This is a genomic window from Neobacillus cucumis, assembly GCF_016908975.1.
Taxonomy (GTDB): Bacteria; Bacillota; Bacilli; order Bacillales; family Cytobacillaceae; genus Neobacillus; species Neobacillus cucumis.
In genome coordinates this window covers 80,380-104,234 of sequence record NZ_JAFBEX010000009.1, presented here as the reverse complement: position 1 = coordinate 104,234, position 23,855 = coordinate 80,380, and the positions used below count along the sequence as shown (strand labels likewise).

Sequence of the window (23,855 nt, the reverse complement as noted above, 5' to 3'; positions counted from 1 at the left end):
TAAGATCTCTGTTTTTTAGATCTTTCGAGTAGAGAAAATAAATTAATTTTTAAACAATTTATTTTCTAAAACAACGACTTGATCTGTCGCAGCTTTTCCTATTTCCTTTGTTTTTTCAACCAGTCTAAAGATATTATCACAGCATTGTTTAGCCCCTGCCACTAAAAGCGGCACTCCTAAAGAGTCAATTTTAAGCCCCCTTGAAAAAAATCCCCCGAATGACATCACAAGCGGTACAGTAGGAGAGGTATTAGAGAAAATAATTTTTTCATTAAAATGGTATTTAGTTTCTAACATTAAAATCATTTCTTTCAATGCGGGAACAACCAGTTTATTTCTCTTGCGTCCAATCGTATAGACAGGATTTCCATCTTCATCTATCCCATGAAAAATAAGCTTTCCGAAATCTGCATGGGTTAATTTATTAAAATATGGGATGTTTAATATTTCTTCGGTTGATAATTTCCTTTCGGATTGTGGCAGCAGATTTAAATGATAGGCTGCGGCCATGGAAGTAGTGTGGGTACCACCATAATCATTATAAATGTAAATCATAGCAAACCACCCTATATGTTAGTTATATCTATTATGTACCATTTTTTCTTATAAAATCCATTTCACTTTTGATGGGAGTCATACAAATTAGAATTAAATTAAAAATAGCTGCCTCAAATAGGTTTGATCGACCTAATGAGTCAGCTACTTTTCAGCCATTCTTATTCATTTCATTAATTTAGGATCCGTTTTTCACCTTGAATTTCTTGAATGGAACTAATATTTTGGGTAAATTCTAGCGTTCCTACATACTGACCCGCTTCATCCCTAACAGCAAAATACCGGATATAAATATATTTATCTTTAAATTTTATATAAAAATCTTCGCAGTCTTTGATGCCCGCTTTAAATTCTTGAAGGAGTTGTTCGACAACATGAACGCTCTTTGGTGGATGGCAGTTCTGAACCGTACGACCTATAACGGCTTTGGTACGAGCGAAAATTCTTTCTTTACCATGTGAGAAATAACGAACAACATCATCTTGGTCAATAAAAGTAATGTCTACAGGTAAATGGTTCAACATAAGCTCAAGCTGTTTAAGTGACAGAATCCCCGTTTCCAACCGAATATAGCCGTCGGTTAGAGCATTTTCTTCAATGTGTTTACGTTCAGGCTTCCATACACCCGCAGGTCCTGTTAAACAGAAACCAATTTCATCACTTTCATGTGCAATTTTAAGCCATTCGTCTTCTGTTAAGGTTTGTAATGCCATTGGGAATAGGATATTTTCTTCTTTAAAAATCATTTCACTGACTTCACGGATGACAAAATACAAAGCATCGATGACAGCTTGCTTATTTCCGTCATAGTTTGTTAATTTCTCTTTTGCCTCTTTAATACCAGCTCGAATCCTGTCATCTACGCCCCACATAACCTGAGTAGGTCCCATAATTCCGTACTTTTCTAAATAAGGGAACAGTAAGTTTTCTTTACGGCTATAATGCTTATCAATGTCTAGTAAAAGATTAAGATCTTCAAGTAGTTTAAACTTGTTCTCATCACTATCGTCTTTTTCAAACCGATCGTAATGCAGTTGAAGTTTAAAGTTCACTAACCTATCGATTTCTTTATTTTCTAGTTTAAAGGTATGAATGGGATGTCCAGGCTGTTCTTCAGCTTTATCTGAGCGGTGAATTTCCTCGATCGATCCTTTGAAAATAGCTGTATGAACAGAACATAAACGCTGCACTTCTTCAACAGGAATACCTTCTTCTTCCATAAGTGCTTGTTCTAATTTTGAAATCTCAGCAACCGTAATATTGCCGGCTGCTTCCTCAAATCGTGCCTTCACTTCCACAACACTTTTTCCATTGTGAAGGTCTTTGATAATTTCTTTTAATACCGTTTGACGTTCAGATGGGTAATGGTTTCTTGTTCACGGTTATTTATCATTTCACTCATCGTGCATTCTCCTCTACTTTTTTATAGTAAAGCCATTGGTTTCAATGGTTTCGATTACTTTATCTAAGGAAATTCCCTGCATACGACAGCCATTTGGCAATGTCATAATACGGCCTGCAGTTTTAAGCATGTGTGGGTTGGTTATATTTTCAAATCCAAGGTCCTTCATAATGGGAATCATTTCAGGGAACTCGGTACAAAGTTGATAAACTGTATGTTGTATATTTATTACTTTAGACATCCTTTTCACTCCTTAAAAGAGGGTGATAACTTTTCTCAATAAGAATATAACATAGCAATTTTCTCTTAATTGTGATTAATATCACATGAAAAAGCATAAATGTTAAGTTTATGTGAACCTTAACACATAAAAAGCTGTACGTATTTAACCGAGAAATTTTCATGCTTTAAGTGTCACCTTAATTATTGGGAAATACAATATGGGAGATCAATTGCAGAAAGAGTAATAAGTAGAATAGGAAGGTAATGATTATATAATTAGGAGTCATTTATGATTTATTTATTAATCTCTATATTCATTTTTAATTTAGCAGCCTATTTTTCACCAAAACATTTAAAGAGACAAGAAATTTATTCTACAGCCCTTTTTTCTTTTTTATTAGGACTCATTATCGACGTCATCTTTGCTTTACGTTATCAACTATATGGATATTTTGAACAAGGGTCCAATTAAGAAGTTTTTTAATCATTGCGGGACTTTTTCCAGCTCATTCTTTTAATTCCTATAGCTTTCTTCCGCGCTTTAAAAAATAGATGAATGGTGATTGATGAGTTGCAGCAGCAGTCCATTTTTTTCTTGTATCCTTCCATTATTAAGTGAATAAAAATAAAAAAAGGGGGGAATTACATGAAAAAAATCACTTATTTCATCGGTATTGTAACCGTAGCCATTGGCTTAGCCGCATGTAATCAGTCAAAAGCGGAGGCACCAAAACAAGAAAAACCTACTTCACAAGAATCTAATCAAACACCCAATCAGGAGAGTCCAAATCCTCCAAGTCAAGAGAAACCACCAATTCCAAAAAAACCTACTTCACCTGTGCCAGAGAACAAGGTTTATGAGAATAAGGTTTTTAAAGATGTGGTCGTAACAGAATCAGGAGATAAAATAATCGTAACAGGAAAGGCTCAAGTATTTGAAGGCGTCTTTCAATATACCCTTTATGATGGAAATACCGTAGTGGTAGAAAATCATTATCAAACAGATGGGGCACCTGCTTGGGGAGAATTTGAAATTACTTTTGATAAAGAGCAAATATCTTCAGATCAGATTAAGCTTGAATTATTTGTTTACTCAGCAAAAGATGGTTCAAAATTAAATACATTAGAAATTACCATCCCCAAACCTTAATAATTTAGAAACCCAAAAGAACTCGTACTGTTCATTTTGACAGATAAGGGTTCTTTTTTTTAGCTAATCTTTTTACATTATTTATGAGATTAAAGAAAACATAATAAAGGAAGTGGTGAACAAAGCCTAATAAAGGCAGAAGAAAAAACAATAGTTAGGTGTGGAATTGCATGGAAAATGTATTTGATTATGAAGATATTCAGCTTATCCCAGCTAAATCAATCGTCAATAGCCGCACGGAATGTGATACAACGGTTACTTTTGGGGGACAAACATTTAAGCTGCCAGTGGTGCCGGCAAATATGCAGACAATTATCGATGAAAAAATTGCCACATACCTGGCAGAAAATAATTACTTCTATATCATGCATCGTTTTCAGCCAGAAAAGCGAATTACTTTTATAAAAGACATGCAATCTCGAGGATTGTATGCCTCCATTAGTGTAGGAGTAAAAGAAGAGGAATATCGATTTATAGAAGAATTGGCAGAAGAAAAGCTCACACCGGAATACATTGCAATCGATATTGCACATGGTCATTCCAATGCAGTCATTAAAATGATTCAGCATATTAAGAACCATCTTCCTTCAAGCTTTGTCATTGCTGGAAATGTTGGCACTCCTGAAGCGGTGAGGGAATTGGAACATGCAGGGGCAGATGCGACTAAAGTAGGCATTGGTCCTGGGAAGGTTTGTATTACTAAAATTAAAACTGGATTTGGAACAGGCGGCTGGCAATTAGCAGCCTTAAGATGGTGTGCAAAAGCAGCTAGCAAGCCCATTATTGCCGATGGTGGTATTCGTACTCATGGTGATATTGCTAAATCGATTCGATTTGGGGCAACGATGGTGATGATTGGTTCTTTATTTGCCGGTCATGAAGAATCTCCAGGAGAAACGGTTGAAAAAGACGGAGAGCTTTATAAAGAATACTTTGGTTCAGCGTCTGAGTTTCAAAAAGGGGAAAGGAAGAATGTAGAAGGCAAAAAGATGTATGTTAAATTTAAAGGATCTTTAAAGGATACCTTAATTGAAATGGAACAGGATCTTCAATCGTCGATTTCATATGCGGGGGGTAACAAGCTGTCTGCTATTCGAAATGTTGATTATGTTATTGTTAAGAACTCCATCTTTAATGGAGATAAAATCTATTAACATGACCCTTCTCAGGAAGAAGGGTTTTATGATTTCCTTATCATTTCCAATTCGGAGATATGTACAAGTTTAATATTTCTATAATGGTTATCTTCCTCTGAAATTTCACAATAACCGGATGAATATTGATAAAGTATAAGAAAGTTTTTCCCCTCAAAAATAACGGGTATTTTTGTCATGAAGACCACGTCCCTTGTAATTTTCTTGCATTGACCTTCTCATTTTTAAAAAAAAGAGGAAACAACATGGTATGTCACATTTGTTTCCTTTAATAAGAAAGCATTTAGGCAAGTTTATTATAAGATTAATCTTATAAAGATCCCATATGTTTGTTAAAAAACCTAACATGTTTTTTTATATGAATGGTTGTTGTTAATCAAGGGAAACTAAAAGAAAAGCACTTGAAAGGGTAGTAAGGAATGCACCTTATCATTTCGGTTCTTACGATCTTAGCTTCCTTTAAATGGGGAAGGTGGAAAAACTGGAGAGATTACCATGCGAGTATGCTATTTATTGCTACTGGTGGCTTGCTTTATGAATATATCGTACAAGAAAATACGTTATGGAAGTTCCATCCTGATTTTTTATATGGTCATGGAATGGTTGTCCTTGTTTATGCTTTAATAACAATGCCTCTTAGCATCTTTTTATATCTTTCCCATTTTCCGGAAACCTGGGGCAGAAGGATATTCTACATATTACTTTGGTCAGTAATTTATATTTGTGCCGAGTGGGTTTTACTCATGTTTGGGAGAATTTCCTATGAGCATGGTTGGAGACTTTGGTTTTCTTTTTTATTTGATCTTGTCATGTTTTCTGTCATTGCATTGCATCAATACAAACCATTCTTGGCTTATCTAATCTCGCTACCCATCATTATATTTTTAATTATGTACTTTCATGTCCCTTTTAAGTTTGCAAAATAACTCCATTGAATTCATTCCTACATTATTTTACTCATTGATAACATTTACTCCTCAAACAATAAGGCTGCCATTGGCAGCCTTATTGCTTACAACACTTATTCAACACCTGGGACTTTGTTAAATAGATTTTCTTTTTTTTCGTTCTGGTCCTTTTGTTGAGGACCATTCCCATTTGCGTTCATTATTTTTAGCAGCTCTTGACGTGTTATAGGCTGAGCCTCTTCTATAAGTTCAAAACCCAATTCACCGTCGGATTCAATGGTTGCCGTTTTTACGTTAGATAGGTAAACTATGCCTTTTTGGCGGAGCTTCATTTCCAGTTGATTGATGGTCATGCGTAATTTTTTTAAGTTATTATCGATGATTTGACCGTCCCGTATCACGACTGTTGCATTACCGGTTAGATAACGTGCAATGATCTTAAACTTCATTTGCAGATATTGAACAGAAATTAGATAAAGGATAAATACCGTTAGGATAACGATAATTTGCCAAAATTTATTTTCTTTAATCGCATGCCCCATCGTGGTTCCTACTGCTAAAATAATGACAACTTCAAGACTTGTCATTTTTGCCATCGATTTTTTTCCGGCTATTCTAAGTAATAAGGTACTTACAAAGAGTAACCCGACGGCTTCCCCTAGAAATGTTATATTCATCCCTTCACCTCAAATACAACTCAAGCCCTACTTGATGATAATAAATGAACCGCATCGTCTAATGCGGTTCGTGCTAGCTTATTTAAATTCGGAAGAATCATTGAAGTCATATCGAAACCCGTCTTCTTGGGCAGAGGTATGATTATTGATTTGCGTATTTTCAGTTTTATCTTGGAACCCTTGTTCCTCTGTGTTGGTTTTTTCGATTTGTTGTTTTTTGTTTGTATCCACCTAAGATAGCCTCCTACATTCCATTTTTCTTTCCTATTATTCCTTGAAGGGCATATATTATGCTTTTAACCATGTCAATTAACAATACATTTATTTAACTTTTATTAAAGAGTAATAACAATTCTTTTAAGAGTCCGTAAATAACCGGAAAATCGACAGATTCTAAAAAATGTTCCTCTTATAATGGCATTTATGGGAAGGGAGAGTTTTATTGTACTGACACGTCTGTACATACCTTCCAAAATTTCAGGAGGAGGTTCTTTGACTTGGAAAATTTACTACGAAAAGCCGTCCAGATTAAAAAACAATTCTTTATTAATAAGCTTATTCAATCAGGTGTATACAAGAAAAATAATCGACACTTATACGAATGGACGTTAAGTGAATTGGAGAGAGAATTTAACCAAATCAAACAAGAAAATAAAAAATTAATTCTAAAATAAGATTCAGAGGAGAATAAAATGCTAAACAAATTAAAAATTTTATTTTTAGGCGCAGGTTCCATGGCTGAAGCCATGATTTCTGGTCTGGTGAAATCCAAGCGAATTCCAGCTCGTCAAATCATCGCAACAAATCGTTCCAATTCGATTCGATTAACAGAGTTAGAAAAAAACTACGGAATAAAAGGAATTCGAAAAGAAAAAGTAGCCATTGACCAAGCTGACATCATCATTTTAGCCATGAAACCTAAGGATTTTGAGGAATCAATTACCTCAATCAAAAATGAATTTCAGACCTCTCAACTTATCCTCTCCGTTATGGCTGGTATATCAACAAACCAAATCGAGGAAAAACTTAGGGAAGGTCAACAGGTCATTCGAGTGATGCCGAATACCTCCTCGATGGTTGGCGAATCGGCTACTGCCATCGTTCCAGGAAAACAGGCTACTGCTTCTTCCATTGTATTAGCTGAGGAAATATTGGCTTGTTTGGGTACCGTTTATCACTTAGATGAAGAAAAAATCGATATTTTCACGGGTATCGCCGGTAGCGGTCCAGCTTATTTTTATTATCTAATGGAACACATTGAAAGAGCCGGAAGAGAAGGGGGCCTTGAAGCGAAGACTGCTAGACAAATTGTTGCTCAAACCATATTAGGTGCAGCAAAAATGGCGATGCATCAAAATGAAACACCTTCAGAGTTAAGGAAAAAAGTAACTTCTCCAAATGGGACAACGGCCGCAGGGTTGGAAGCATTAAAGGTCCATGGAGCGGGCATTGCTATGTTTCAAGCGGTACAAGGTGCGACCAAACGCTCTAAAGAAATCAGTTGGGAAATACAAGAAATGATTAGAGGAAATTAGGAGTGATTCGTGTGACCATTGATTCGAAAAAGAGAATTGTCATCAAAATTGGGAGCAGCTCATTAACAAGCCCTCATGGGGAGATCAGTCGCAGGAAGCTGGAGAAATTAGTGGATGAAATTGTTCAGTTAAAAGATGAAGGAAATGATGTTTTAATCGTATCATCAGGTGCAGTAGCAGCCGGGTATCGGAAATTAGGTTTAAAAGAACGTCCCGACAATTTACCTGAGAAGCAGGCCGCCGCATCGATTGGACAGAGTTTGTTAATGGAAGTGTATTCTCAATACTTCTTTGACCATGGTTATGTAGCGTCGCAAATTTTAATTACGAGGGATGATTTTTCAAATCAGGACCGTTACAACAACGCGAGAAATACGATGGATGTCTTATTAGATCGTGGTATTGTACCTATCATTAATGAAAATGATACTGTGACGGTTAATCGTCTTAAATTTGGGGACAATGACACCCTTTCTGCGAAAATAGCTGCTTTAATTGATGCTGATATGCTCATTATTTTATCGGATATAGATGGTCTGTATAGTGGTGATCCCCGTAAAGTTCTTCATGCCAAGCGACTGGAGTATGTTTACGAAATTACGCCCAGTTTAGAGGCTGCTGCTGGCGATGCAGGTAGCTCTATTGGAACAGGAGGGATGAAATCCAAAATTGATGCTTTTAAAATAGCCATGGCATCTGGAATCCCCGCTTTTTTAGGGAAAGCTGGTACACCAAATATTATCGTTGATGCACTCCAAAATAAAGCAATAGGGACCTATTTTAACGGAAGAATGAAACAACTGGGATAAGCAAATTTTTATGCATGGGTTATATAATAGGTAGAGCTGCAGTGAAAGGTACAAGGAATGTACCTTTCACTGCAGCTTTTAGTTTGCGAAAGTTGAACTGCAAAATTGCTGTTTCACGATACAAACAAAAAAAGTAGAGCTGTCATGCAGCTCTACTTAACTTTTATTCATTCGATAACATACTCTTCCGTCTTCCATAAAAATAGTAAATGACTAATCCAATTAACATCCATACGACAAACCGAATCCATGTAATGGGAGGTAAGCTAATAATCAGATAAATGGAAAACCCAATCCCGATCAATGGTATTACCGGCACAAATGGGGTACGAAACTTTCTTTCTAAATCTGGACGTTTTTTTCTTAACACCATAATAGAAGAACAAATAAGAATAAAGGCTGATAATGTTCCGATGTTCACGAGTTCTGCCACTTCACTTATAGGAGTGAGGCCAGAAACGAGTGCCGAAATAAGCCCAATGATTAAGGTAGGGCGATATGGTGTTTTATACTTTGGATGGACTTTGGCAAACCATTTGGGCAGCAAGCCGTCACGGCTCATGGAAAACCAAATCCGAGATCCGGCAAGCATAAACGAAAATAATACAGACAAAATTCCTGCTATCGCTGCGATAGAAATAATGATGGTAATCCAATGTAACCCCACATGACTAAACGCCTTAGCAATAGGTGCGGCATTGTTAAGGGTATCGTAATGTGCCATTCCTGTTATGACCAAAGACATGCCGATATATAAACAGAGAGCAATTCCTAGTGATAGAACAACTGCTCTTGGCAGGTCACGCTGTGGATTTTTAGACTCCTCTGCGGCGGTTGTTAAGGTATCGTAACCGAATACCGCAAAGAAGACTAAGGCTGCACCGCCCATCACGCCGTGAAAACCAAATGGCATAAATGGGTGCCAGTTAGTTGGTTCGACATAAAATGCTCCTACAGCTATCACGATCAGTACGATACTTAATTTAATGACAACCATCAGGTTATTAAATCTAGCTCCGGCTTCCATACCAAGTGTTAGTAAACCAGCGATCGCTAGACTAATGAGCATTGAAATCAGGTCAATTTTATGACCTGCACCTGTTCCTGGGGCGCCTTGTGCCCATAAAGGCAAATGAATTCCTATTTGGGTTAAAATTTCTTGCATGTATCCCGACCAGCCAATTGCTACGACCGCTATGACTAATGTATACTCAAGCAATAAATCCCAGCCGATCAGCCATGCGGCACCTTCTCCCAGTACGGCATAGCTATAGGTATAGGCACTGCCTGCTACTGGAATTAGGCCGGCAAATTCTGCGTAACATAATGCAGCAGCTGCACTGGCTAAACCTGCAATTATAAACGATAAAACAACGGCAGGGCCTGCATGGTCTGCTGCAGCGACCCCGGTTAGCACAAAGATGCCGACACCAATAATTCCGCCTAAACCAATAGCCGTAAGCTGCCAAAGTCCAAGCACACGTTGAAGACCAGAGCTTCCTGTTTCATTTTGTAGTTGATCAATGGATTTCTTCCTTAAAAAAGGTTTCATAGATGCCTCCTTAGTTCTTTAAAGTAACAACCTATTTACCGGAAAGAGGTTTTAGGTTTAAATCACCCTATGTACTTCAAATAGTATTTATACAACCATAACTTAAAATCAATGATTTTGTAAACAGTTCGTAATTTTTATAATATTTTCCCAATAATAACCACAAGACTTTTGAAAACGTTTCCATTATAATAAAGATAATAATAGGACAGGGGGATACAAATTGATGGAACTTTTAATCAAACAATGTGATCATAATCAATCAGAAGAACCATGTGAAAAGTGTACTCCGAAAATTGAAAGGGAAGAAACTATCGATATCTTAGAATATGATTATTATAAAAGAATATGGTTTTGATTCGTGCAAATCGTGAAAGAAACGGTCAGTTGAAACCGTTTCTTTTTTTTTCGCGTTTTAATGTTAAAAATACTAGGTGGTTTCCCTTTTAATGGAGTTATTAAGAATGATCTAATGAAAAGAATATTTTTACAGCTTTTGAAAATAATATGAGTAAAAATTTCTGGAGCTGGTCTCATGGGGTTTGCCTTTTATTTCTTTGTTGCGTGGCTCATCACTGTTATTTTTACACTGATGAGAAAACGACTTACATTTATAGAAAATGCATCTGTATTTTTGCTTATCCTCATCATTAGTATTAATTGGTCGTGGATAATTTATAATGAATTAAATTTAATCAAACTAACAGCGAAGCCATTACCTTACACCGCTTTTTTGATTAACCGGAGCATAGGTATTCCATTTATCATTGTAGTTACACTGAATCTAATCAAGGCAGCTAAATCAAAAGGAAAATCAATTCTTATAGCATGTTTATCAACCGTCACATTGGTGATCTTGATTCAATTGGGAAAATACTTTGACATCGTAACCCCAATAAAATGGAATATCTTATATGATGTCTTGTATATCATTTCATTACATCTGATTGGCTGGTATTCATTAAAATTTATTCAAAAGCTAAAACAAAGTGAGGCGATTAGCCAATGAGATTATGGGAGAATTTTGATAAAAATGAGATTTCCCTTTTGGTCATCATTGCGATTTCCTATGTAGCTTATTTTTTACTATCGAGAAAAGTTGCGCCTCAAGTAAGAATACTTGCATTACTGTGGGGAGTAACGATAGGAATTTTATTCGATTTTACAATCGGCGGGGGATTACTTGATTACTACAAGCTCAATGATAGCAATCATTATGAAGTGATGGATATTGTTTATTACCTGATTTATGGTCCATTTGGATTTTTCTTCTTTTATTTCTATGAAATCTTACATATAAATAAAAAGACATTTATTTATTACGCTGTGGCTTGGACCCTTATCGGATTAGCCGCTCAGTGGCTGTTTACATGGCTTAATATCATAACCTTCCAGAATGGATATCATTTATCCTATTCATTTCCGGTTTTTCTCATCACCCAAACGGCAACTGGTGCTTTTTTTGAACAAGTAAAGAAAAGGGAACAAGTTCTCATAAGTGATTAACCCAATACTGCCTTCATGGCAGTTTTTTCTGTTTAATCCCATTTTTTTGCCCACGGAAATTTGAACTTCCCAATTTTAATAGGAAAAATAGTGTTAATTGACACGGTTACCACTAAAAAAACAAGTAACTTAATAGACACTTAATATTTGTTTAATTGAATTTTAATAAAAACTTCAAATCAATATATTATAGTTAAATTTGTTGATTATAACGTATGAAAAAAGATCTAATATTTGTAATAAGGAATTGATAATTTTATGGCATTATCTAATCTTAAAACATTTTTTAAAAAAGAAAAAACATATTTATACTTTGCTCTTGCGATTATTACACTTTGGGTATTACCTTATTTTGTTCTTTTAACACATGCGCATATGCGAATTCAAGATAACCTAGATTCAAATATTTCATGGTACAAAGTGTTGAATGACAGTGGGCAGCTTTTCGGTTCTATTCATGCGAATATCCCACAAATCATTAATGGTCATCTATCTCGAAATGCTTTTTATTCCGAGTATTATGGCATCATTGAATTATTTCGGTTCTTTCCACCAGTCATTGCGTATGGATTCAATGAAGCCATAACTAGGTTTGTTGCTTTCTTTGGGATGTACTTGCTTTTAAAGCATTATGTCATTAAAAATGAGGGGCAAGGGATTATCCGTGTGGCAGCGGCCTTAACATTTTCTCTCACTCCTTTTTGGCCGAGCGGAATGCTAAGTACACTCGGAATGCCACTTGCATTATGGGCGTTTTTAAATCTGCGGTACGGCATAAAGATGTGGCAGAGCTGGAATATCATAACCTTGTTACCCTTTTACTCTACTTTCATGTTGGGCTTTTTCTTTTTCCTAAGTGCAATGGGTGTATTTTGGCTTATAGATGTCATTAAAACCAAAAAGGCACAACTGAGGTTGTTTTTCTCCATTTTATATATGACCTTAATTTATTTGGCGATTGAATATCGTGAAGTAGTGTCTCTTCTTTTTTCACATGAAAAAACAAATCGATCTGAGTTTTACGAATCAAAAAATAACCTTATGGTAACGATTGGGTTAGTCTTCAAGAATTATTTTCTGGGGCATAATCAGGACCAAACCTTTTATCCATTTGTTATATTTCCAACTGCCTTGCTTGCCCTTATTCTAGTCATCTTTCAAAAAAGATGGAGACAGGAAAAGCTGTTTATCGGATTACACCTTGCCAATTTTTTGTTATCCGTCTGGTATTCCTTTTGGTGGTATGATGCCTGGGTGCCTTTGAAGCAAAAAATTAGCATTTTAAATACCTTTAATTTTTCACGTTATCATTACTTAAGACCCATGATCATTTACATTTTATTTGCTGTTTCCTTGCAGATATTATGGCAATTCAATAAAAAATGGCGTATTTTAGCAGTTCTTTTTGCTTTATTGCAAGTTGCTGTACTAGTTCCTTCGAATGAACAGATTTATTATCGACATTCACCTTCATTTGGGCAGTTTTATGCCGTCAAAGAATTTAATGACATTAAGAAATTCATTCATAAGCCCGTTCAAGATTATAGGGTCGTAAGCATTGGGCTCCACCCAGCGATTGCTCAATACAATGGTCTATACACACTGGACACTTATAACAATTTTTACCCATTGTCCTATAAACATGAATTCCGAAAAATCATTGCACCCGAACTCGCTAAGAACCAAGCCATGAGAGAATATTTTGATCAATGGGGAGGAAGATGTTATATCTTCGATAGCGAATTGGGTAACAATTATTTATTTTCCAAGAATTCATCAAAAGTAATTAAAAATCTAGATTTAAATATTCAGGCATTAAAACAATTGGGTGGAGATTATATTCTTTCTTCGGTTCCAATTAAAAACGCAAATGAAAATAGCCTCCAGTTACAAAAGGTGTTTAATTCAAAGGATGCCTATTGGCGGATTTATTTATATAAAGTTATATAGAAAGAGGCGCTATCTAAGCGTCTTTTTTCATAGTTAAAAGTTCACAGATCCATTAATCAAGATGTAGACTAAAAATTCACCTCCATTAATAAATATTTTTCTATTTTTTTCTAAACAATAGAAAGAAAGGAAAAAGGGGGGAATTGTGCAATGGGTGGTCCATTATCAAAAGAACAGGTTGTATTAATTGTTACGGCCCTTATTTTAGGGACGCTTGCGCGCGTCATTACGTTAAAAGAAGACTTCCGGCAATATCCGAGCTATCCTAATGGCTACCTGATTCATTTAGTTTTAGGTTTTGTGGCGGCATCATTAGGAGCCGTGGCTATCCCTGCTATCATGACGAAAAATTTTATTGCCGTTACGTTTTTAACACTGGCGATTCAACAATTTAGAGATGTCCGGAGGTCTGAACGGGAAAGTTTAAAGGACTTGGAAAACACAGAATTCGCCTATCGCGGTAATGCCTATATTGACGGCATATCGAAAACGTTTGAGTCGAGAAATTACTTTTCTCTAGTCGTAGCCTTGGGCACTGGTATTACGATGCAGCTTGTAGAAAGTAAGTCCCAACTAATAAATATAATTTCAGGGGCTATTGTGGGTTGCATTATCATTTATATTTTAAAACGATTCTCTAAAGGAAAAACCATTGGTGATATTGCAGAAGTTAAGGAAGGAAAAATTGAAGTAAAAAATCATGAGTTGTATGTGGAGGGTATTTATGTTTCAAATCTTCTTGGTACGGAGAATGCCTCCCAATTGTTTCAAGAAGAAGGACGAGCAGTAGTTATTTATCCTAAGAAGGAACATTTAAGGGTCACTTTGGAAAACTTGGGTCAAAGACAGGCAGTTCTTTTCGAAGCGACGAGAACTTTAGGGGTGAAGCGTTACCATTTTACCCGAAGAGATTTTAATGATGGCCGAGTGGTCATTGCTTTAGTTCCGATTATTAACGACATTGATGGATTAATTGAGGTAGTGAAGAAAACGCCGCTTTTAGAGAGCAGTAAGAAAAGTCCATCTGTCATGAAATCGAATATGGTTGGGAGGGAATAACGCTGGGAAGTGAAGGAAGTACAAAAGTGAATTATGATGTTCTGGCTCTTGTGACATTAAATAAAGATCGCATCCTGGGAGGAAAACAGCTGACCTTGCTAGCAGGCAATGAAGAAGAGCAAAAAATAATGACAGCAGACATCGCCAAAGCACTTCAGGCGGATGTGGTGAAGATGACGTCGGGGGATTATTTAGTTATACGAGGATAGGAAATATGGTAAAGCCTTTATCTATTGATATTTGAGAAAAGGCTTTACTATTTTTGTGTGCATGCAGTTAGAAATTACGTATTCATTTATGAGTACAAGATTCAGCGGAAAACGATTACTAATGTCCGTATGAATGCTCAATGAATACATGGACTCCATAAAAAATAGGGACCGTGTCCGCATGAATGCTCAATGAGGACATGAACTTCATAAAAAATAGGAACCGTGTCCGCATGAACGCTCTATGAGGAAATGGACTTCATAAAAAGCAGGAACCGTGTTCGCATGAATGCTTTATGAGGACAAGGACTCCATGAAAAGCAGGAACCGTGTCCGCATGAATGCTCAATGAGGACAAGGACTCCATAAAAAGCAGGGACCGTGTCCGCATGAATGCTCAATGAGGACAAGGACTTGATAAAAAGTAGGAACCGTGTCCGCATGGATGCTCTATGAGGACATGAACTCCATAAAAAGTAGGAACACTGTCCGCATGAATGCTCTATGAGGACAGGGACTCCATAAGAAGCAGCAATCATGTCCGCATGAATGTTCTATGAGGACATGAACTTCATAAAAAGTAGGAACCGTGTCCGTATGACCCCTTCATGATGACAGGAAAGGAGAGAACATAAAAGAAAGATTTAAATATGATACTAGAAGCTTTATTAATAAACATATATTAGAGGTTAATATTTCCAACTCGTTGTGTTAAAATCAATTTAATTCTTTTTTTGAGGTGAGTTAAGTTGAGTAGAGTTGAGCATAGTACAAAATTAAATTTAGAGCGAATCGTCTTTATCGGGAGAACATTTGAAGAATATCTAGATATGTTTTTGCTCTCCAATGAGGACCTTAAGGGCAAAAAAATATTGGATTGTCCAGCGGGTGCATGTTCCTTTACAGCCATTGGTAACAAAAACGGATTGAATGTTACAGCCTGTGACATCGCGTATGAATATTCGCTAGAAGATTTAAAAAATAAAGGGCAACATGACATTGCACATACAATGGAACAAATGGAAAAGTCTCAAAGTAATTTTATTTGGGACTATTTTGAAAATGTACAAGGACTTAGGAAACATCGTGTAACTGCTCTAAATGATTGCATAAACGATATGAAAGACTCTAGTGCAAGATATGTTCCAGCAACGTTACCTACTTTACCATTTAAAGATGAGGAATTTGACTTGCTGTTATCGGCACATTTTCTTTTCATGTATGGTGATCGCTTAGATTATAAGTTTCATATAAAAACGATTAAAGAGTTATTGAGAGTCACCAAAGAGGAAATTCGTATTTTTCCGTTAGTTGATTTGACAGGAAAACGATATGAATTTCTAGATGAAATCATAAACAATCTTACCAAAAAAGGATACATGGTTGAAGAAATAAAAGTACCTTATGAATTCCAGCGTAATGCAAACTCGATGTTAATAATAAAAAAGGTTTAAGGTGATTTGATGATTTTAGTTAGTTCCTGTTTGGCCGGATTAGAGGTCAGGTACAATGGTACCCATTGTTTAAATGAAAAGATACAAAAAATGATTGAGAAGAAACAAGCCGTCACCATTTGTCCAGAATTACTAGGCGGATTATTAATACCAAGGGAACCTGCTGAGATCATTGGCGGGGATGGGGGAGACGTCCTTAAAAGAAAGGCCAAAGTTGTTACACAATCAGGACAAGACGTAACGGAACAATTTATAAAAGGAGCCTACGCGGCCCTTAGAACTGCTCAAGAACTGGATGCAACCGTGGTTGTTTTAAAAGAAAATAGTCCATCATGTGGAAGCACAAGGATCTATAAAGGCGACTTTTCTGGCAATAAAATCAATGGAGATGGTGTAACCGCGGCTTTACTAAGAAGAAATGGGATAAAAGTATTTTCAGAAGAAAACTTTGAAGATTTTTTAAAGGAAAAGTAGTAGAGCAAATCTAAGAAGATTTGCTCTTTAAATGCCTTAATTCTTCCGAGGAATCATATACCCATTACTAATCTTATCAAACCCAATATGTGGATAGTATTCCATCGCAATGGGAGAGGCTAATAACAATAAAGACACATGGTCGCCAATCCGTTCCTGGACCATTCTAACTAACTCTCTGCCAATCCCGCGATGTTGATACTCCTGATCAACTGCTAAATCGGATAAATAACAGCAGTAGCTAAAATCCGTTATCGCACGAGCTACCCCAACTATTCTATCTTCCTCCCATGCAGTAATCAGAATATCAGCATTTTCAATCATTTTTTCCAGCCGAGGTAAATCTTCATAAGGTCTTTTCAATCCTGACTGTTTAAATACAGTCGATAAATCTTCTGGTTTGATTTTAGCGTCCACCAACAACGTAATATTTTCCATTTTCTTCATCCCTTCATCGTTTATAATTCAGATTATAGTGAATTGCTGATATGCCTAAAAGGGTCAGTTATTATATATTTAACCACGCCAGATTAGAAAGGAGTGCAGCCAAGAATGCTGGAGATAACCTTAGTATTAAATACTCAAAGCGGTGAACCATTATATTTACAACTCTATCAATATTTTAAACAAGAGATCCAAAATGGAAGAATCGAAGCAGGGGTGATGCTGCCTTCAAAACGAAAATTAGCTTTGCATCTTGGAATTAGTCAAAATACTATTGAAACCGCATATCAACAGTTATTGGCTGAAGGCTATGTGGAAAGTAAGCCGAGAAAGGGGATCTTTGTAAAAGAAATCCACCATGATTGGATTCTAAATTCTATCAAAGTCCCTACAACTACAGATGAGATGGAAAAAGAAGAGAATGGTCCAAACTTAATCGATTTTAGTCATGGGAAAATTGCACTGGAGCAGTTTCCCTATACTACTTGGAGAAGATTAACGATTCAAAGTATGTATGAAGAACAAAGTACCTTATTCTTAAATGGAGATGGTCAAGGGGAATTACCACTTCGGAATGAAATTGCCAAATATTTGTTTCAATCAAGAGGGGTAAGGTGTACACCCAGTCAGATTATTGTAGGGGCCGGTACACAATATTTAATTGGCTTATTATCCATGATAATCGGGAGAGATGCCATTTTTTCAATGGAAGATCCAGGCTATCACCGTACAAGGGAAGTCTTTAAAGACCAAGGAGTTACCTTAATCCCCATTCCATTGGATGATAATGGGATCAGCATGAAGCATTTATATAATAGCAATGCCCAAGTCACCTATGTAACGCCTTCACATCAGTTCCCATTTGGTATGGTAATGCCGATAACCAGAAGATTGGAACTATTGAAATGGGCGGAGGGTAAAGAGAGATACATTATTGAAGACGATTATGATGGTGAATTTCGCTACAAAGGAAAGCCGATTCCTTCCTTACAGGGTTTAGATTCTAACGATAAAGTGATATATTTAGGGACCTTTTCTAAATCGTTGATCCCTTCGATTCGGCTAAACTATATGGTCTTACCACCCACATTACTTAAAAAGTATCAAGAACACTTTTCGCTGTATAAGCAGACCGTTTCTCGGTTGCACCAGCACACATTATGGCAGTTTATGAAAGAAGGACATTGGGAAAGACATCTTAATAAAATGAGAACGGTCTATCGTAAAAGACAAAATACCTTAATCAGTTCTATTAGGGGAAATATGGGTAATGAAGTTGCCATTATTGGTGAGGAGTCAGGATTACATATATTATTACATGTTAAAAATAATATGTCAGAAAAACAATTAATTGAAACGGCCATGAAACATAAGGTAAAAGTCTATCCCACTTCTGTCTATTTTTCTCAACCTACACCCGAACAAAAACCCATGATTTTATTGGGGTTTGGCGGATTAACGGAAAGCGAGATCGAACAGGGAATTCAATACCTAAAAAAGGCTTGGAACTTATCATAGCTTCCAAGCCCTCCGTTATTTCAATGCCTGTAGTTCATTGACGGTTATAAAGCGGTATCCTTCTTTTGTCAAACCAACTATTATCCCTTGAATAGTTTTTAGTTCATTACCCGTATGGTCATACATCGGGTGTATCAAGATAATCGAACCTGGCGTGATATTCTTCTTTACATAACGAACTTTATCTGCCGCAGTGGAGAAATAGCTATCAGGTTCTATATTCCACGTAATGGTCTCTCGATTATGTTTTGAAAGATAATAAGGTAATCCTACCAGTTTTTTTCCGTTCGGTGGGCGAAAATCGATCTCCCCCTTATATCCAGCTTTACGAATCAGTTGGTCTGTTTTTTCAATTTCCTCCTTGATATAAGTAGGGGATTTAAAAATCATTCGCTGATGGGAATATGTATGATTCCCAATTTGTTGCCCTGCCTCTACAATTTTTTTGGCTTCAATGGGATTTTTTTTGATTTCATTGCCGATTAAGAAAAAAGTCGCCTTGGCATTATAACGCTTTAGCAAGGGAAGAATTTGTTCTACATTATTAGTTGGTCCGTCGTCAAAAGTTAATGCCACTACCTTTTGGTTTGTTTTCACGCGGTCCGTTAATCCGCCAAATACCTGAAATGTTCGCGAATTCATTAATTTATATGTGGAGAATAAAAGCAGTAAAACGATGAATACACAGGACACCAAGAACAGTAATTTCTTTTTCATATAGCACCCTTTCTTATAGACTATTTTTTTGGGGAAAATTCCTGATTTTCATTTGAAAGTACAACTGTATCATGTGGAAACCAATAATAAGGCGTCCCATCAAATTGTAAACTCTGCAAGTAGGCAAACTTAACCTCACCGATTTTTTTATTAATATAACTTTCATCAGCTAACGCTCCGTTATAAATTCTATCGTACTATTCCATCCCACTTCACAAAATCTACCCAGTCGATCATAGCGTTTTGGTGAAAAGAATTACAGCCGGCTAAAATGAACATGAATAAAAAAATGAGACAAATTGTCTTTCTCATCCCATCACCTTTAACAAAATAGACGAATGATTTTACGTTCCGTTCCATTTTTTTATAAAAAATCCTATCCATTTATAAATAATCTTAATTCGAAATAGTTTATTTTTTAAAAAAATTTAAACAATAAATGTAATCGTTATCAACGTTATGAATACTGTATTTCCCCTCATATGGGGGATTTTGGGAAATAAAATAGTATGGCAGAAAACCTTCCAAACTCATGTTAATAAAACTATCATCATGTTATAAAAAATACATGCAAAGTTTAGGGAGGAATTTCACTTGATCAAACAAAAACTAATACTCATAGGAAATGGCATGGCAGGGGTGCGGGCCATTGAAGAAGTACTCAAGCTAAATAAAGATGAATTTGAGATTACTATATTCGGAAGTGAACCACATCCAAACTATAATCGAATTCAATTATCAACCGTTTTACAAGGGGGAACCACTGTAAAGGACATCACTTTAAACGATGAGCAGTGGTATGAGGAAAATCATATCCAACTCTTTAAAGGGGAATCTGTTATTTCCATTGATAAGGAAAGACAGGTCGTAATAACGGATAAAGGCAGAATTGAACCATATGACAAATTGATTATTGCCACAGGATCGAATCCTTTCATGCTGCCATTACCGGGGGCAGATAAAGAAGGAGTGACTGCCTTTAGAAATATAAAAGACTGCGAACAAATGATTGAATATTCAAAAAAATATAAAAAAGCAGCCGTGATTGGCGGTGGATTACTAGGTCTAGAAGCGGCTAGGGGTCTCTTGAACTTAGGGATGGAAGTTGATGTTATTCATATCTTTGATTATTTGATGGAACGACAATTAGATCGTACTGCAGGGAAACTTTTACAAAAGGAACTGGAAAAGCAGGGGATGAACTTTTTATTAGAAAAACATACTGCTGAAATCCTCGGAAAGAACCATGTTACAGGCCTAAAATTTAAAGATGGCAGTAAGATCAAAGCTGATTTAGTGGTCATGGCGGTTGGAATTAAACCAAATATCGAATTAGCTCAAAAAGCAGGTATAACGGTTAATCGCGGAATTATCGTTAATGATTATTTAGAAACAGATGTTCCCAATATTTATGCGGTAGGGGAATGTGCTGAGCATCGCGGCATTGCCTATGGATTAGTCGCTCCTCTATACCAGCAGGGCCAGGTGTTAGCAAAGCGAATTTGTGGAATCGAGAATGACGGCTATCATGGCTCCGTGCTTTCGACCCAGCTAAAAGTATCAGGCGTAGATGTTTTCTCTTCTGGAAAAATCAATGAAGATGAGGGAACAAAAGTATACAAAATGTACGATGATTGGAACGGAACATATAAAAAAGTTCTAATTGAAGATGGTAAAATCGCTGGTGCTGTTCTCTTCGGTGATACGAAGGATGGAAATCAACTTCTAAGTCTCATTAAAAAAGGTGCGAGCATTGAGGAGTATTTAGAGTCTTCCAAAGCGAATGCAGAAGAGGTTAGTTTGGTTGCCACTATGGCAGATGAGGAGATTATTTGCGGCTGTAATGGCGTCACCAAAGGAACCATCGTCGAAGCCATTAAAACACAAGGATTAACGTCAGTAGATCAAGTAAAAGGCTGTACCAATGCCTCTCGTTCATGTGGAGGTTGTAAATCATTAGTGGCTGATTTGTTAGCCTGTACTCTAGGAGATGGTTTTAAGGCGGATGAAAAAGAAGCGATCTGTGGCTGTACCACTTTATCTAGAGATGAAATTGTCGAGGAAATCCGTGCAAAACGCCTAACCCATATTCGTGAGGTCATGAATGTGTTGGGTTGGAAAACAGATGGATGTTCCAAATGTAAACCGGCCCTCAATTACTATTTAGGAATGATTTATCCAACCGAGTATCAAGATGAGAAAGAAGCACGTTTTGTCAATGAGCGAATGCATGCCAACATTCAAAAGGATGGAACGTATTCGGTTGTACCAAGAATGTATGGTGGTGTTACAACCTCTGAAGATTTGCGCAAAATTGCAGATGTTGCGGATAAATACCAAGTTGGCACCATTAAAGTGACTGGCGGTCAACGAATTGACCTACTCGGGGTGAAAAAAGAAGACTTACCGAAAATTTGGGCAGAACTTGATATGCCATCCGGCTCGGCTTATGCCAAAGGCTTACGTACGGTAAAAACTTGTGTCGGTGAAAGCTATTGCCGCTTCGGTACACAAGATTCTATTGGCTTAGGTATTCGTTTGGAGAAGAAATTTGAGGGCTTAAACACTCCTCATAAAGTCAAAATGGCTGTTTCTGCTTGTCCGAGAAACTGTGCCGAAAGCGGAATTAAGGACGTAGGTGTTGTCGGTACGGATGGGGCATGGGAAATGTATGTCGGTGGAAATGGCGGTACCCATCTTCGTGCAGCAGATCTATTATTCAAATTCAAAACGGATGATGAGCTTGTCGAAATGATCGGGGCATACCTCCAGTATTATCGTGAAACAGCTAATTATTTAGAAAGAACTTCTGCCTGGGTAGACCGCCTTGGTCTTGATCACATAAGGGAAGTCCTTTCGGATGCTGAAACGGTAAAAATGTTGAATTTCCGTATTGAAGAGGCCCTTTCGATTGTTCAAGATCCTTGGAAAGAAGCTATCGAGAATAAAACACTTTTAAGAGACCTTTATGAGACAGTAAAAATTCCAACAGGTGTGAAATAGAAGAGGAGAGTTGTGTTCATGGAAGAGACAATTAAACGCGTTTTTATAGGAAATATAGAGGATATGCCAAGAAAGTTAGGAAAAACAACTATTATTGGTGATATGGAAATTGCAGTGTTTCGATTAGAGAGTGGAGCCATTCGTGCCATTGAAAACCGCTGCCCACATAAAGGAGGCGTTCTTGCAGAGGGGATTGTAAGCGGAGAGTTTGTCTTTTGTCCCATGCATGATTGGAAAATTTGTGTAACGGATGGAATGGTGCAAGCACCTGATACAGGCTGTGTAAAATCGTTTCCTGTCGAGGTCATTGACGATCAAGTATTTGTTTTAGTATAAGGTGAGTCTAGGTTAGGCGGGAGTTACTCTTGGATATAGGGGAGTAACTCTCGGTTAAGAGGAAAATACTCTCGGATGAGCTGTGTTTTCTCTCGGATAAAAGGAGAATACTCTCGGATAAGCCGAGTTTTCTCTCGAAGGAGGAGCTTACTCTCGGTTAAGAGGAAAATACTCCCGGATGAGCAATGTTTTCTCTCGGATAAAAGGAAAATACTCTCGGATAAGTAGACTTTTCTCTCGAGAAGGAGATTACTCTCGGTTAAGAGGAAAATACTCTCGGATGAGCTAAGGTTTCTCTCGGATAGAGGGGGAATAATCTCGCATAAGCCGAGTTTTCTCTCGGTATGGTAAAAGGAGTGAATATTTTGGCAATAGTGAGTCCTAATCAAGTCATTGAAAGTATGATTCAGTCAGGGGAAGCAAAAGCAAAATTACCCATTAAAGATTTATTAATCCGCGGTGCACTTTCAGGTGCGTTGCTAGGATTTGGTACCACCTTAGCCTATACAGCAGAGGTGCAGACGGGGAAAGGAATTGTTGGGGCAATCCTTTTCCCAGCTGCCTTCGTCATCATCATTCTGCTTGGGCTGGAATTAGTTACAGGAAGTTTTGCCCTTATTCCAGTTGCTGTTTTGGGCAAAAAAGCAACCATCCATCAGATGATGAAAAATTGGTTGTGGGTTATTGCAGGGCATATTTTAGGAAGCCTTATATACGCCATTCTTTATATTATAGCTATTACTCAATTAGGTCATGTGAACAATAATCCGGTCGCCGCCAAAATTATTGCTGTTGCGGAAGCTAAAACTTTAGGCTATAAAAGCCTTGGGTCAGATGGACTCATTGTAGTTTTTGTGAAGGCGATGCTTTGTAATTGGATGGTGACACTAGGTGCTGTTATGGCGATGACAACCAAAACTGTTGGTGGAAAAATTGCTGCCATGTGGCTGCCAATTTTAATCTTTTTTGCACAAGGTTTTGAACATGCCGTAGTCAATATGTTTGTGATTCCAGCAGGTATGATGCTGGGTGCACATGTAACTGTGGCCGATTGGTGGTTATGGAATCAACTCCCTGTATTGTTTGGAAATCTGGTTGGGGGCTTTCTTTTTACAGGTTTAGCCTTGTATGTAACACATAGACAAGTAGATTCAATGAGGGTTTTGGAAGTACGAAAATCAACTAGGACAGCAACACGTCCATAATGCGTTATCATAAAGG

At 37.0% G+C, this 23,855-nt stretch carries 24 protein-coding genes and 2 pseudogenes; 18 read left to right on the top strand and 8 right to left on the bottom strand.

From position 1 onward, the window contains the following. Positions 1-42: 42 nt before the first annotated feature. The 3 genes and pseudogenes from JOC76_RS13635 to JOC76_RS13625 all read right to left on the bottom strand — a co-directional run bounded on the left by JOC76_RS13635 (position 43) and on the right by JOC76_RS13625 (position 2,198). Positions 43-555, bottom strand: coding sequence for a DUF3189 family protein (locus JOC76_RS13635; protein ID WP_205178376.1), 513 nt, complete (start codon positions 553-555; stop codon positions 43-45). Between the two features lie 173 nt (positions 556-728). Next, positions 729-1,957, bottom strand: a pseudogene (locus JOC76_RS13630) (DUF438 domain-containing protein). Between the two features lie 13 nt (positions 1,958-1,970). After that, positions 1,971-2,198 carry a DUF1858 domain-containing protein gene (locus tag JOC76_RS13625; protein ID WP_205178375.1) on the bottom strand — a complete coding sequence of 76 codons (228 nt, stop codon included), beginning with the start codon at positions 2,196-2,198 and terminating at the stop codon, positions 1,971-1,973. 270 nt (positions 2,199-2,468) lie between these two features. On the opposite strand from JOC76_RS13625, the gene JOC76_RS13620 reads away from it, so the two are divergent. From JOC76_RS13620 to JOC76_RS13605, 4 genes are all read left to right on the top strand, one after another. Beyond that, positions 2,469-2,651, top strand: a complete 183-nt coding sequence (locus tag JOC76_RS13620) for a hypothetical protein (RefSeq protein ID WP_205178374.1) — start codon at positions 2,469-2,471, stop codon at positions 2,649-2,651. A 174-nt stretch (positions 2,652-2,825) separates the two neighbouring features. Beyond that, positions 2,826-3,329, top strand: coding sequence for a Gmad2 immunoglobulin-like domain-containing protein (locus JOC76_RS13615; protein WP_205178373.1), 504 nt, complete (start codon positions 2,826-2,828; stop codon positions 3,327-3,329). 170 nt (positions 3,330-3,499) lie between these two features. Beyond that, positions 3,500-4,483: a GMP reductase gene (gene guaC, locus JOC76_RS13610; RefSeq protein ID WP_205178371.1), complete on the top strand. Its 984-nt coding sequence runs from the start codon at positions 3,500-3,502 to the stop codon at positions 4,481-4,483. 419 nt (positions 4,484-4,902) lie between these two features. After that, positions 4,903-5,409, top strand: coding sequence for a CBO0543 family protein (locus JOC76_RS13605; protein ID WP_205178369.1), 507 nt, complete (start codon positions 4,903-4,905; stop codon positions 5,407-5,409). A gap of 95 nt (positions 5,410-5,504) precedes the next feature. On the opposite strand, the gene JOC76_RS13600 is transcribed toward JOC76_RS13605, so the two are convergent. Both JOC76_RS13600 and JOC76_RS13595 read right to left on the bottom strand, forming a co-directional pair. Further along, positions 5,505-6,068 carry a DUF421 domain-containing protein gene (locus JOC76_RS13600; protein WP_205178367.1) on the bottom strand — a complete coding sequence of 188 codons (564 nt, stop codon included), beginning with the start codon at positions 6,066-6,068 and terminating at the stop codon, positions 5,505-5,507. A gap of 78 nt (positions 6,069-6,146) precedes the next feature. Then, on the bottom strand, positions 6,147-6,299 hold the full coding sequence (locus JOC76_RS13595) for a hypothetical protein (protein WP_205178366.1): 153 nt from the start codon (positions 6,297-6,299) through the stop codon (positions 6,147-6,149). Between the two features lie 266 nt (positions 6,300-6,565). Between JOC76_RS13595 and JOC76_RS13590 the strand changes: the two genes are divergently transcribed. The 3 genes and pseudogenes from JOC76_RS13590 to proB all read left to right on the top strand — a co-directional run. Further along, entirely contained in the window at positions 6,566-6,742 is a 177-nt protein-coding gene (locus JOC76_RS13590) for a Fur-regulated basic protein FbpA (RefSeq protein WP_205178365.1), read from the top strand. An 18-nt stretch (positions 6,743-6,760) separates the two neighbouring features. Continuing rightward, positions 6,761-7,603: a pyrroline-5-carboxylate reductase gene (proC, locus tag JOC76_RS13585; RefSeq protein WP_205178364.1), complete on the top strand. Its 843-nt coding sequence runs from the start codon at positions 6,761-6,763 to the stop codon at positions 7,601-7,603. 11 nt (positions 7,604-7,614) lie between these two features. Next, positions 7,615-8,394, top strand: a pseudogene (proB, locus tag JOC76_RS13580) (glutamate 5-kinase); the annotation flags it as partial. Positions 8,395-8,575: 181 nt separating this feature from the next. On the opposite strand, the gene JOC76_RS13575 reads toward proB, so the two are convergent. After that, positions 8,576-9,964, bottom strand: coding sequence for an amino acid permease (locus JOC76_RS13575; protein ID WP_205178362.1), 1,389 nt, complete (start codon positions 9,962-9,964; stop codon positions 8,576-8,578). A gap of 535 nt (positions 9,965-10,499) precedes the next feature. Between JOC76_RS13575 and JOC76_RS13570 the strand changes: the two genes are divergently transcribed. From JOC76_RS13570 to JOC76_RS13540, 7 genes are all read left to right on the top strand, one after another. Continuing rightward, entirely contained in the window at positions 10,500-10,973 is a 474-nt protein-coding gene (locus JOC76_RS13570; protein WP_205178360.1) for a hypothetical protein, read from the top strand. Then, positions 10,970-11,470 carry a hypothetical protein gene (locus JOC76_RS13565; RefSeq protein WP_205178358.1) on the top strand — a complete coding sequence of 167 codons (501 nt, stop codon included), beginning with the start codon at positions 10,970-10,972 and terminating at the stop codon, positions 11,468-11,470. Before JOC76_RS13570 ends, JOC76_RS13565 begins: the two co-directional genes overlap by 4 nt. 258 nt (positions 11,471-11,728) lie before the next feature. Next, positions 11,729-13,420, top strand: coding sequence for a DUF6044 family protein (locus tag JOC76_RS13560; protein ID WP_205178356.1), 1,692 nt, complete (start codon positions 11,729-11,731; stop codon positions 13,418-13,420). A 150-nt stretch (positions 13,421-13,570) separates the two neighbouring features. Beyond that, complete coding sequence (locus JOC76_RS13555; protein WP_205178354.1) at positions 13,571-14,479, top strand: YIEGIA family protein; 909 nt, start codon at positions 13,571-13,573, stop codon at positions 14,477-14,479. 26 nt (positions 14,480-14,505) lie between these two features. After that, positions 14,506-14,688, top strand: coding sequence for a capping complex subunit for YIEGIA (locus JOC76_RS13550; protein ID WP_307784722.1), 183 nt, complete (start codon positions 14,506-14,508; stop codon positions 14,686-14,688). A 749-nt stretch (positions 14,689-15,437) separates the two neighbouring features. Further along, positions 15,438-16,142, top strand: a complete 705-nt coding sequence (locus JOC76_RS13545; RefSeq protein ID WP_205178352.1) for a class I SAM-dependent methyltransferase — start codon at positions 15,438-15,440, stop codon at positions 16,140-16,142. Positions 16,143-16,151: 9 nt separating this feature from the next. Beyond that, positions 16,152-16,616: a 2-thiouracil desulfurase family protein gene (locus JOC76_RS13540; RefSeq protein ID WP_205178350.1), complete on the top strand. Its 465-nt coding sequence runs from the start codon at positions 16,152-16,154 to the stop codon at positions 16,614-16,616. 36 nt (positions 16,617-16,652) lie between these two features. Here JOC76_RS13540 and JOC76_RS13535 read toward each other — a convergent pair whose 3' ends face one another. Continuing rightward, a complete protein-coding gene (locus tag JOC76_RS13535; RefSeq protein ID WP_372441951.1) occupies positions 16,653-17,054 on the bottom strand; it encodes a GNAT family N-acetyltransferase in 402 nt (133 codons plus the stop codon). 114 nt (positions 17,055-17,168) lie between these two features. On the opposite strand from JOC76_RS13535, the gene pdxR reads away from it, so the two are divergent. Further along, on the top strand, positions 17,169-18,578 hold the full coding sequence (gene pdxR / locus JOC76_RS13530) for a MocR-like pyridoxine biosynthesis transcription factor PdxR (protein WP_205178346.1): 1,410 nt from the start codon (positions 17,169-17,171) through the stop codon (positions 18,576-18,578). A 15-nt stretch (positions 18,579-18,593) separates the two neighbouring features. Here the strand turns inward: pdxR and JOC76_RS13525 are convergent, their stop codons facing one another. Beyond that, complete coding sequence (locus JOC76_RS13525) at positions 18,594-19,295, bottom strand: polysaccharide deacetylase family protein (protein WP_205178344.1); 702 nt, start codon at positions 19,293-19,295, stop codon at positions 18,594-18,596. Positions 19,296-19,889: 594 nt separating this feature from the next. Between JOC76_RS13525 and nirB the strand changes: the two genes are divergently transcribed. The 3 genes from nirB (at position 19,890) to JOC76_RS13510 (ending at position 23,839) form a co-directional block, all read left to right on the top strand. Continuing rightward, entirely contained in the window at positions 19,890-22,298 is a 2,409-nt protein-coding gene (nirB, locus tag JOC76_RS13520; protein WP_239557723.1) for a nitrite reductase large subunit NirB, read from the top strand. Positions 22,299-22,316: 18 nt separating this feature from the next. Continuing rightward, the gene (nirD, locus tag JOC76_RS13515; protein ID WP_205178342.1) at positions 22,317-22,634 is read left to right on the top strand and encodes a nitrite reductase small subunit NirD; all 318 of its coding nucleotides are present in this window, start codon (positions 22,317-22,319) and stop codon (positions 22,632-22,634) included. Between the two features lie 374 nt (positions 22,635-23,008). Continuing rightward, on the top strand, positions 23,009-23,839 hold the full coding sequence (locus JOC76_RS13510) for a formate/nitrite transporter family protein (protein WP_307784728.1): 831 nt from the start codon (positions 23,009-23,011) through the stop codon (positions 23,837-23,839). Positions 23,840-23,855: the final 16 nt, after the last annotated feature.

Bases quoted from the DNA above. Each gene is read 5' to 3' on its own strand.
- proC (WP_205178364.1), top strand. From the start codon at position 6,761: ATGCTAAACAAATTAAAAATTTTATTTTTAGGCGCAGGTTCCATGGCT.
- JOC76_RS13615 (WP_205178373.1), top strand. From the start codon at position 2,826: ATGAAAAAAATCACTTATTTCATCGGTATTGTAACCGTAGCCATTGGC.
- JOC76_RS13540 (WP_205178350.1), top strand. From the start codon at position 16,152: ATGATTTTAGTTAGTTCCTGTTTGGCCGGATTAGAGGTCAGGTACAAT.
- guaC (WP_205178371.1), top strand. From the start codon at position 3,500: ATGGAAAATGTATTTGATTATGAAGATATTCAGCTTATCCCAGCTAAA.
- JOC76_RS13620 (WP_205178374.1), top strand. From the start codon at position 2,469: ATGATTTATTTATTAATCTCTATATTCATTTTTAATTTAGCAGCCTAT.
- JOC76_RS13600 (WP_205178367.1), bottom strand. From the start codon at position 6,068: ATGAATATAACATTTCTAGGGGAAGCCGTCGGGTTACTCTTTGTAAGT.
- JOC76_RS13635 (WP_205178376.1), bottom strand. From the start codon at position 555: ATGATTTACATTTATAATGATTATGGTGGTACCCACACTACTTCCATG.
- JOC76_RS13605 (WP_205178369.1), top strand. From the start codon at position 4,903: ATGCACCTTATCATTTCGGTTCTTACGATCTTAGCTTCCTTTAAATGG.
- JOC76_RS13575 (WP_205178362.1), bottom strand. From the start codon at position 9,964: ATGAAACCTTTTTTAAGGAAGAAATCCATTGATCAACTACAAAATGAA.
- JOC76_RS13560 (WP_205178356.1), top strand. From the start codon at position 11,729: ATGGCATTATCTAATCTTAAAACATTTTTTAAAAAAGAAAAAACATAT.
- JOC76_RS13625 (WP_205178375.1), bottom strand. From the start codon at position 2,198: ATGTCTAAAGTAATAAATATACAACATACAGTTTATCAACTTTGTACC.
- JOC76_RS13565 (WP_205178358.1), top strand. From the start codon at position 10,970: ATGAGATTATGGGAGAATTTTGATAAAAATGAGATTTCCCTTTTGGTC.
- JOC76_RS13525 (WP_205178344.1), bottom strand. From the start codon at position 19,295: ATGAAAAAGAAATTACTGTTCTTGGTGTCCTGTGTATTCATCGTTTTA.
- pdxR (WP_205178346.1), top strand. From the start codon at position 17,169: ATGCTGGAGATAACCTTAGTATTAAATACTCAAAGCGGTGAACCATTA.
- JOC76_RS13535 (WP_372441951.1), bottom strand. From the start codon at position 17,054: ATGGAAAATATTACGTTGTTGGTGGACGCTAAAATCAAACCAGAAGAT.
- JOC76_RS13570 (WP_205178360.1), top strand. From the start codon at position 10,500: ATGGGGTTTGCCTTTTATTTCTTTGTTGCGTGGCTCATCACTGTTATT.
- nirD (WP_205178342.1), top strand. From the start codon at position 22,317: ATGGAAGAGACAATTAAACGCGTTTTTATAGGAAATATAGAGGATATG.
- JOC76_RS13555 (WP_205178354.1), top strand. From the start codon at position 13,571: ATGGGTGGTCCATTATCAAAAGAACAGGTTGTATTAATTGTTACGGCC.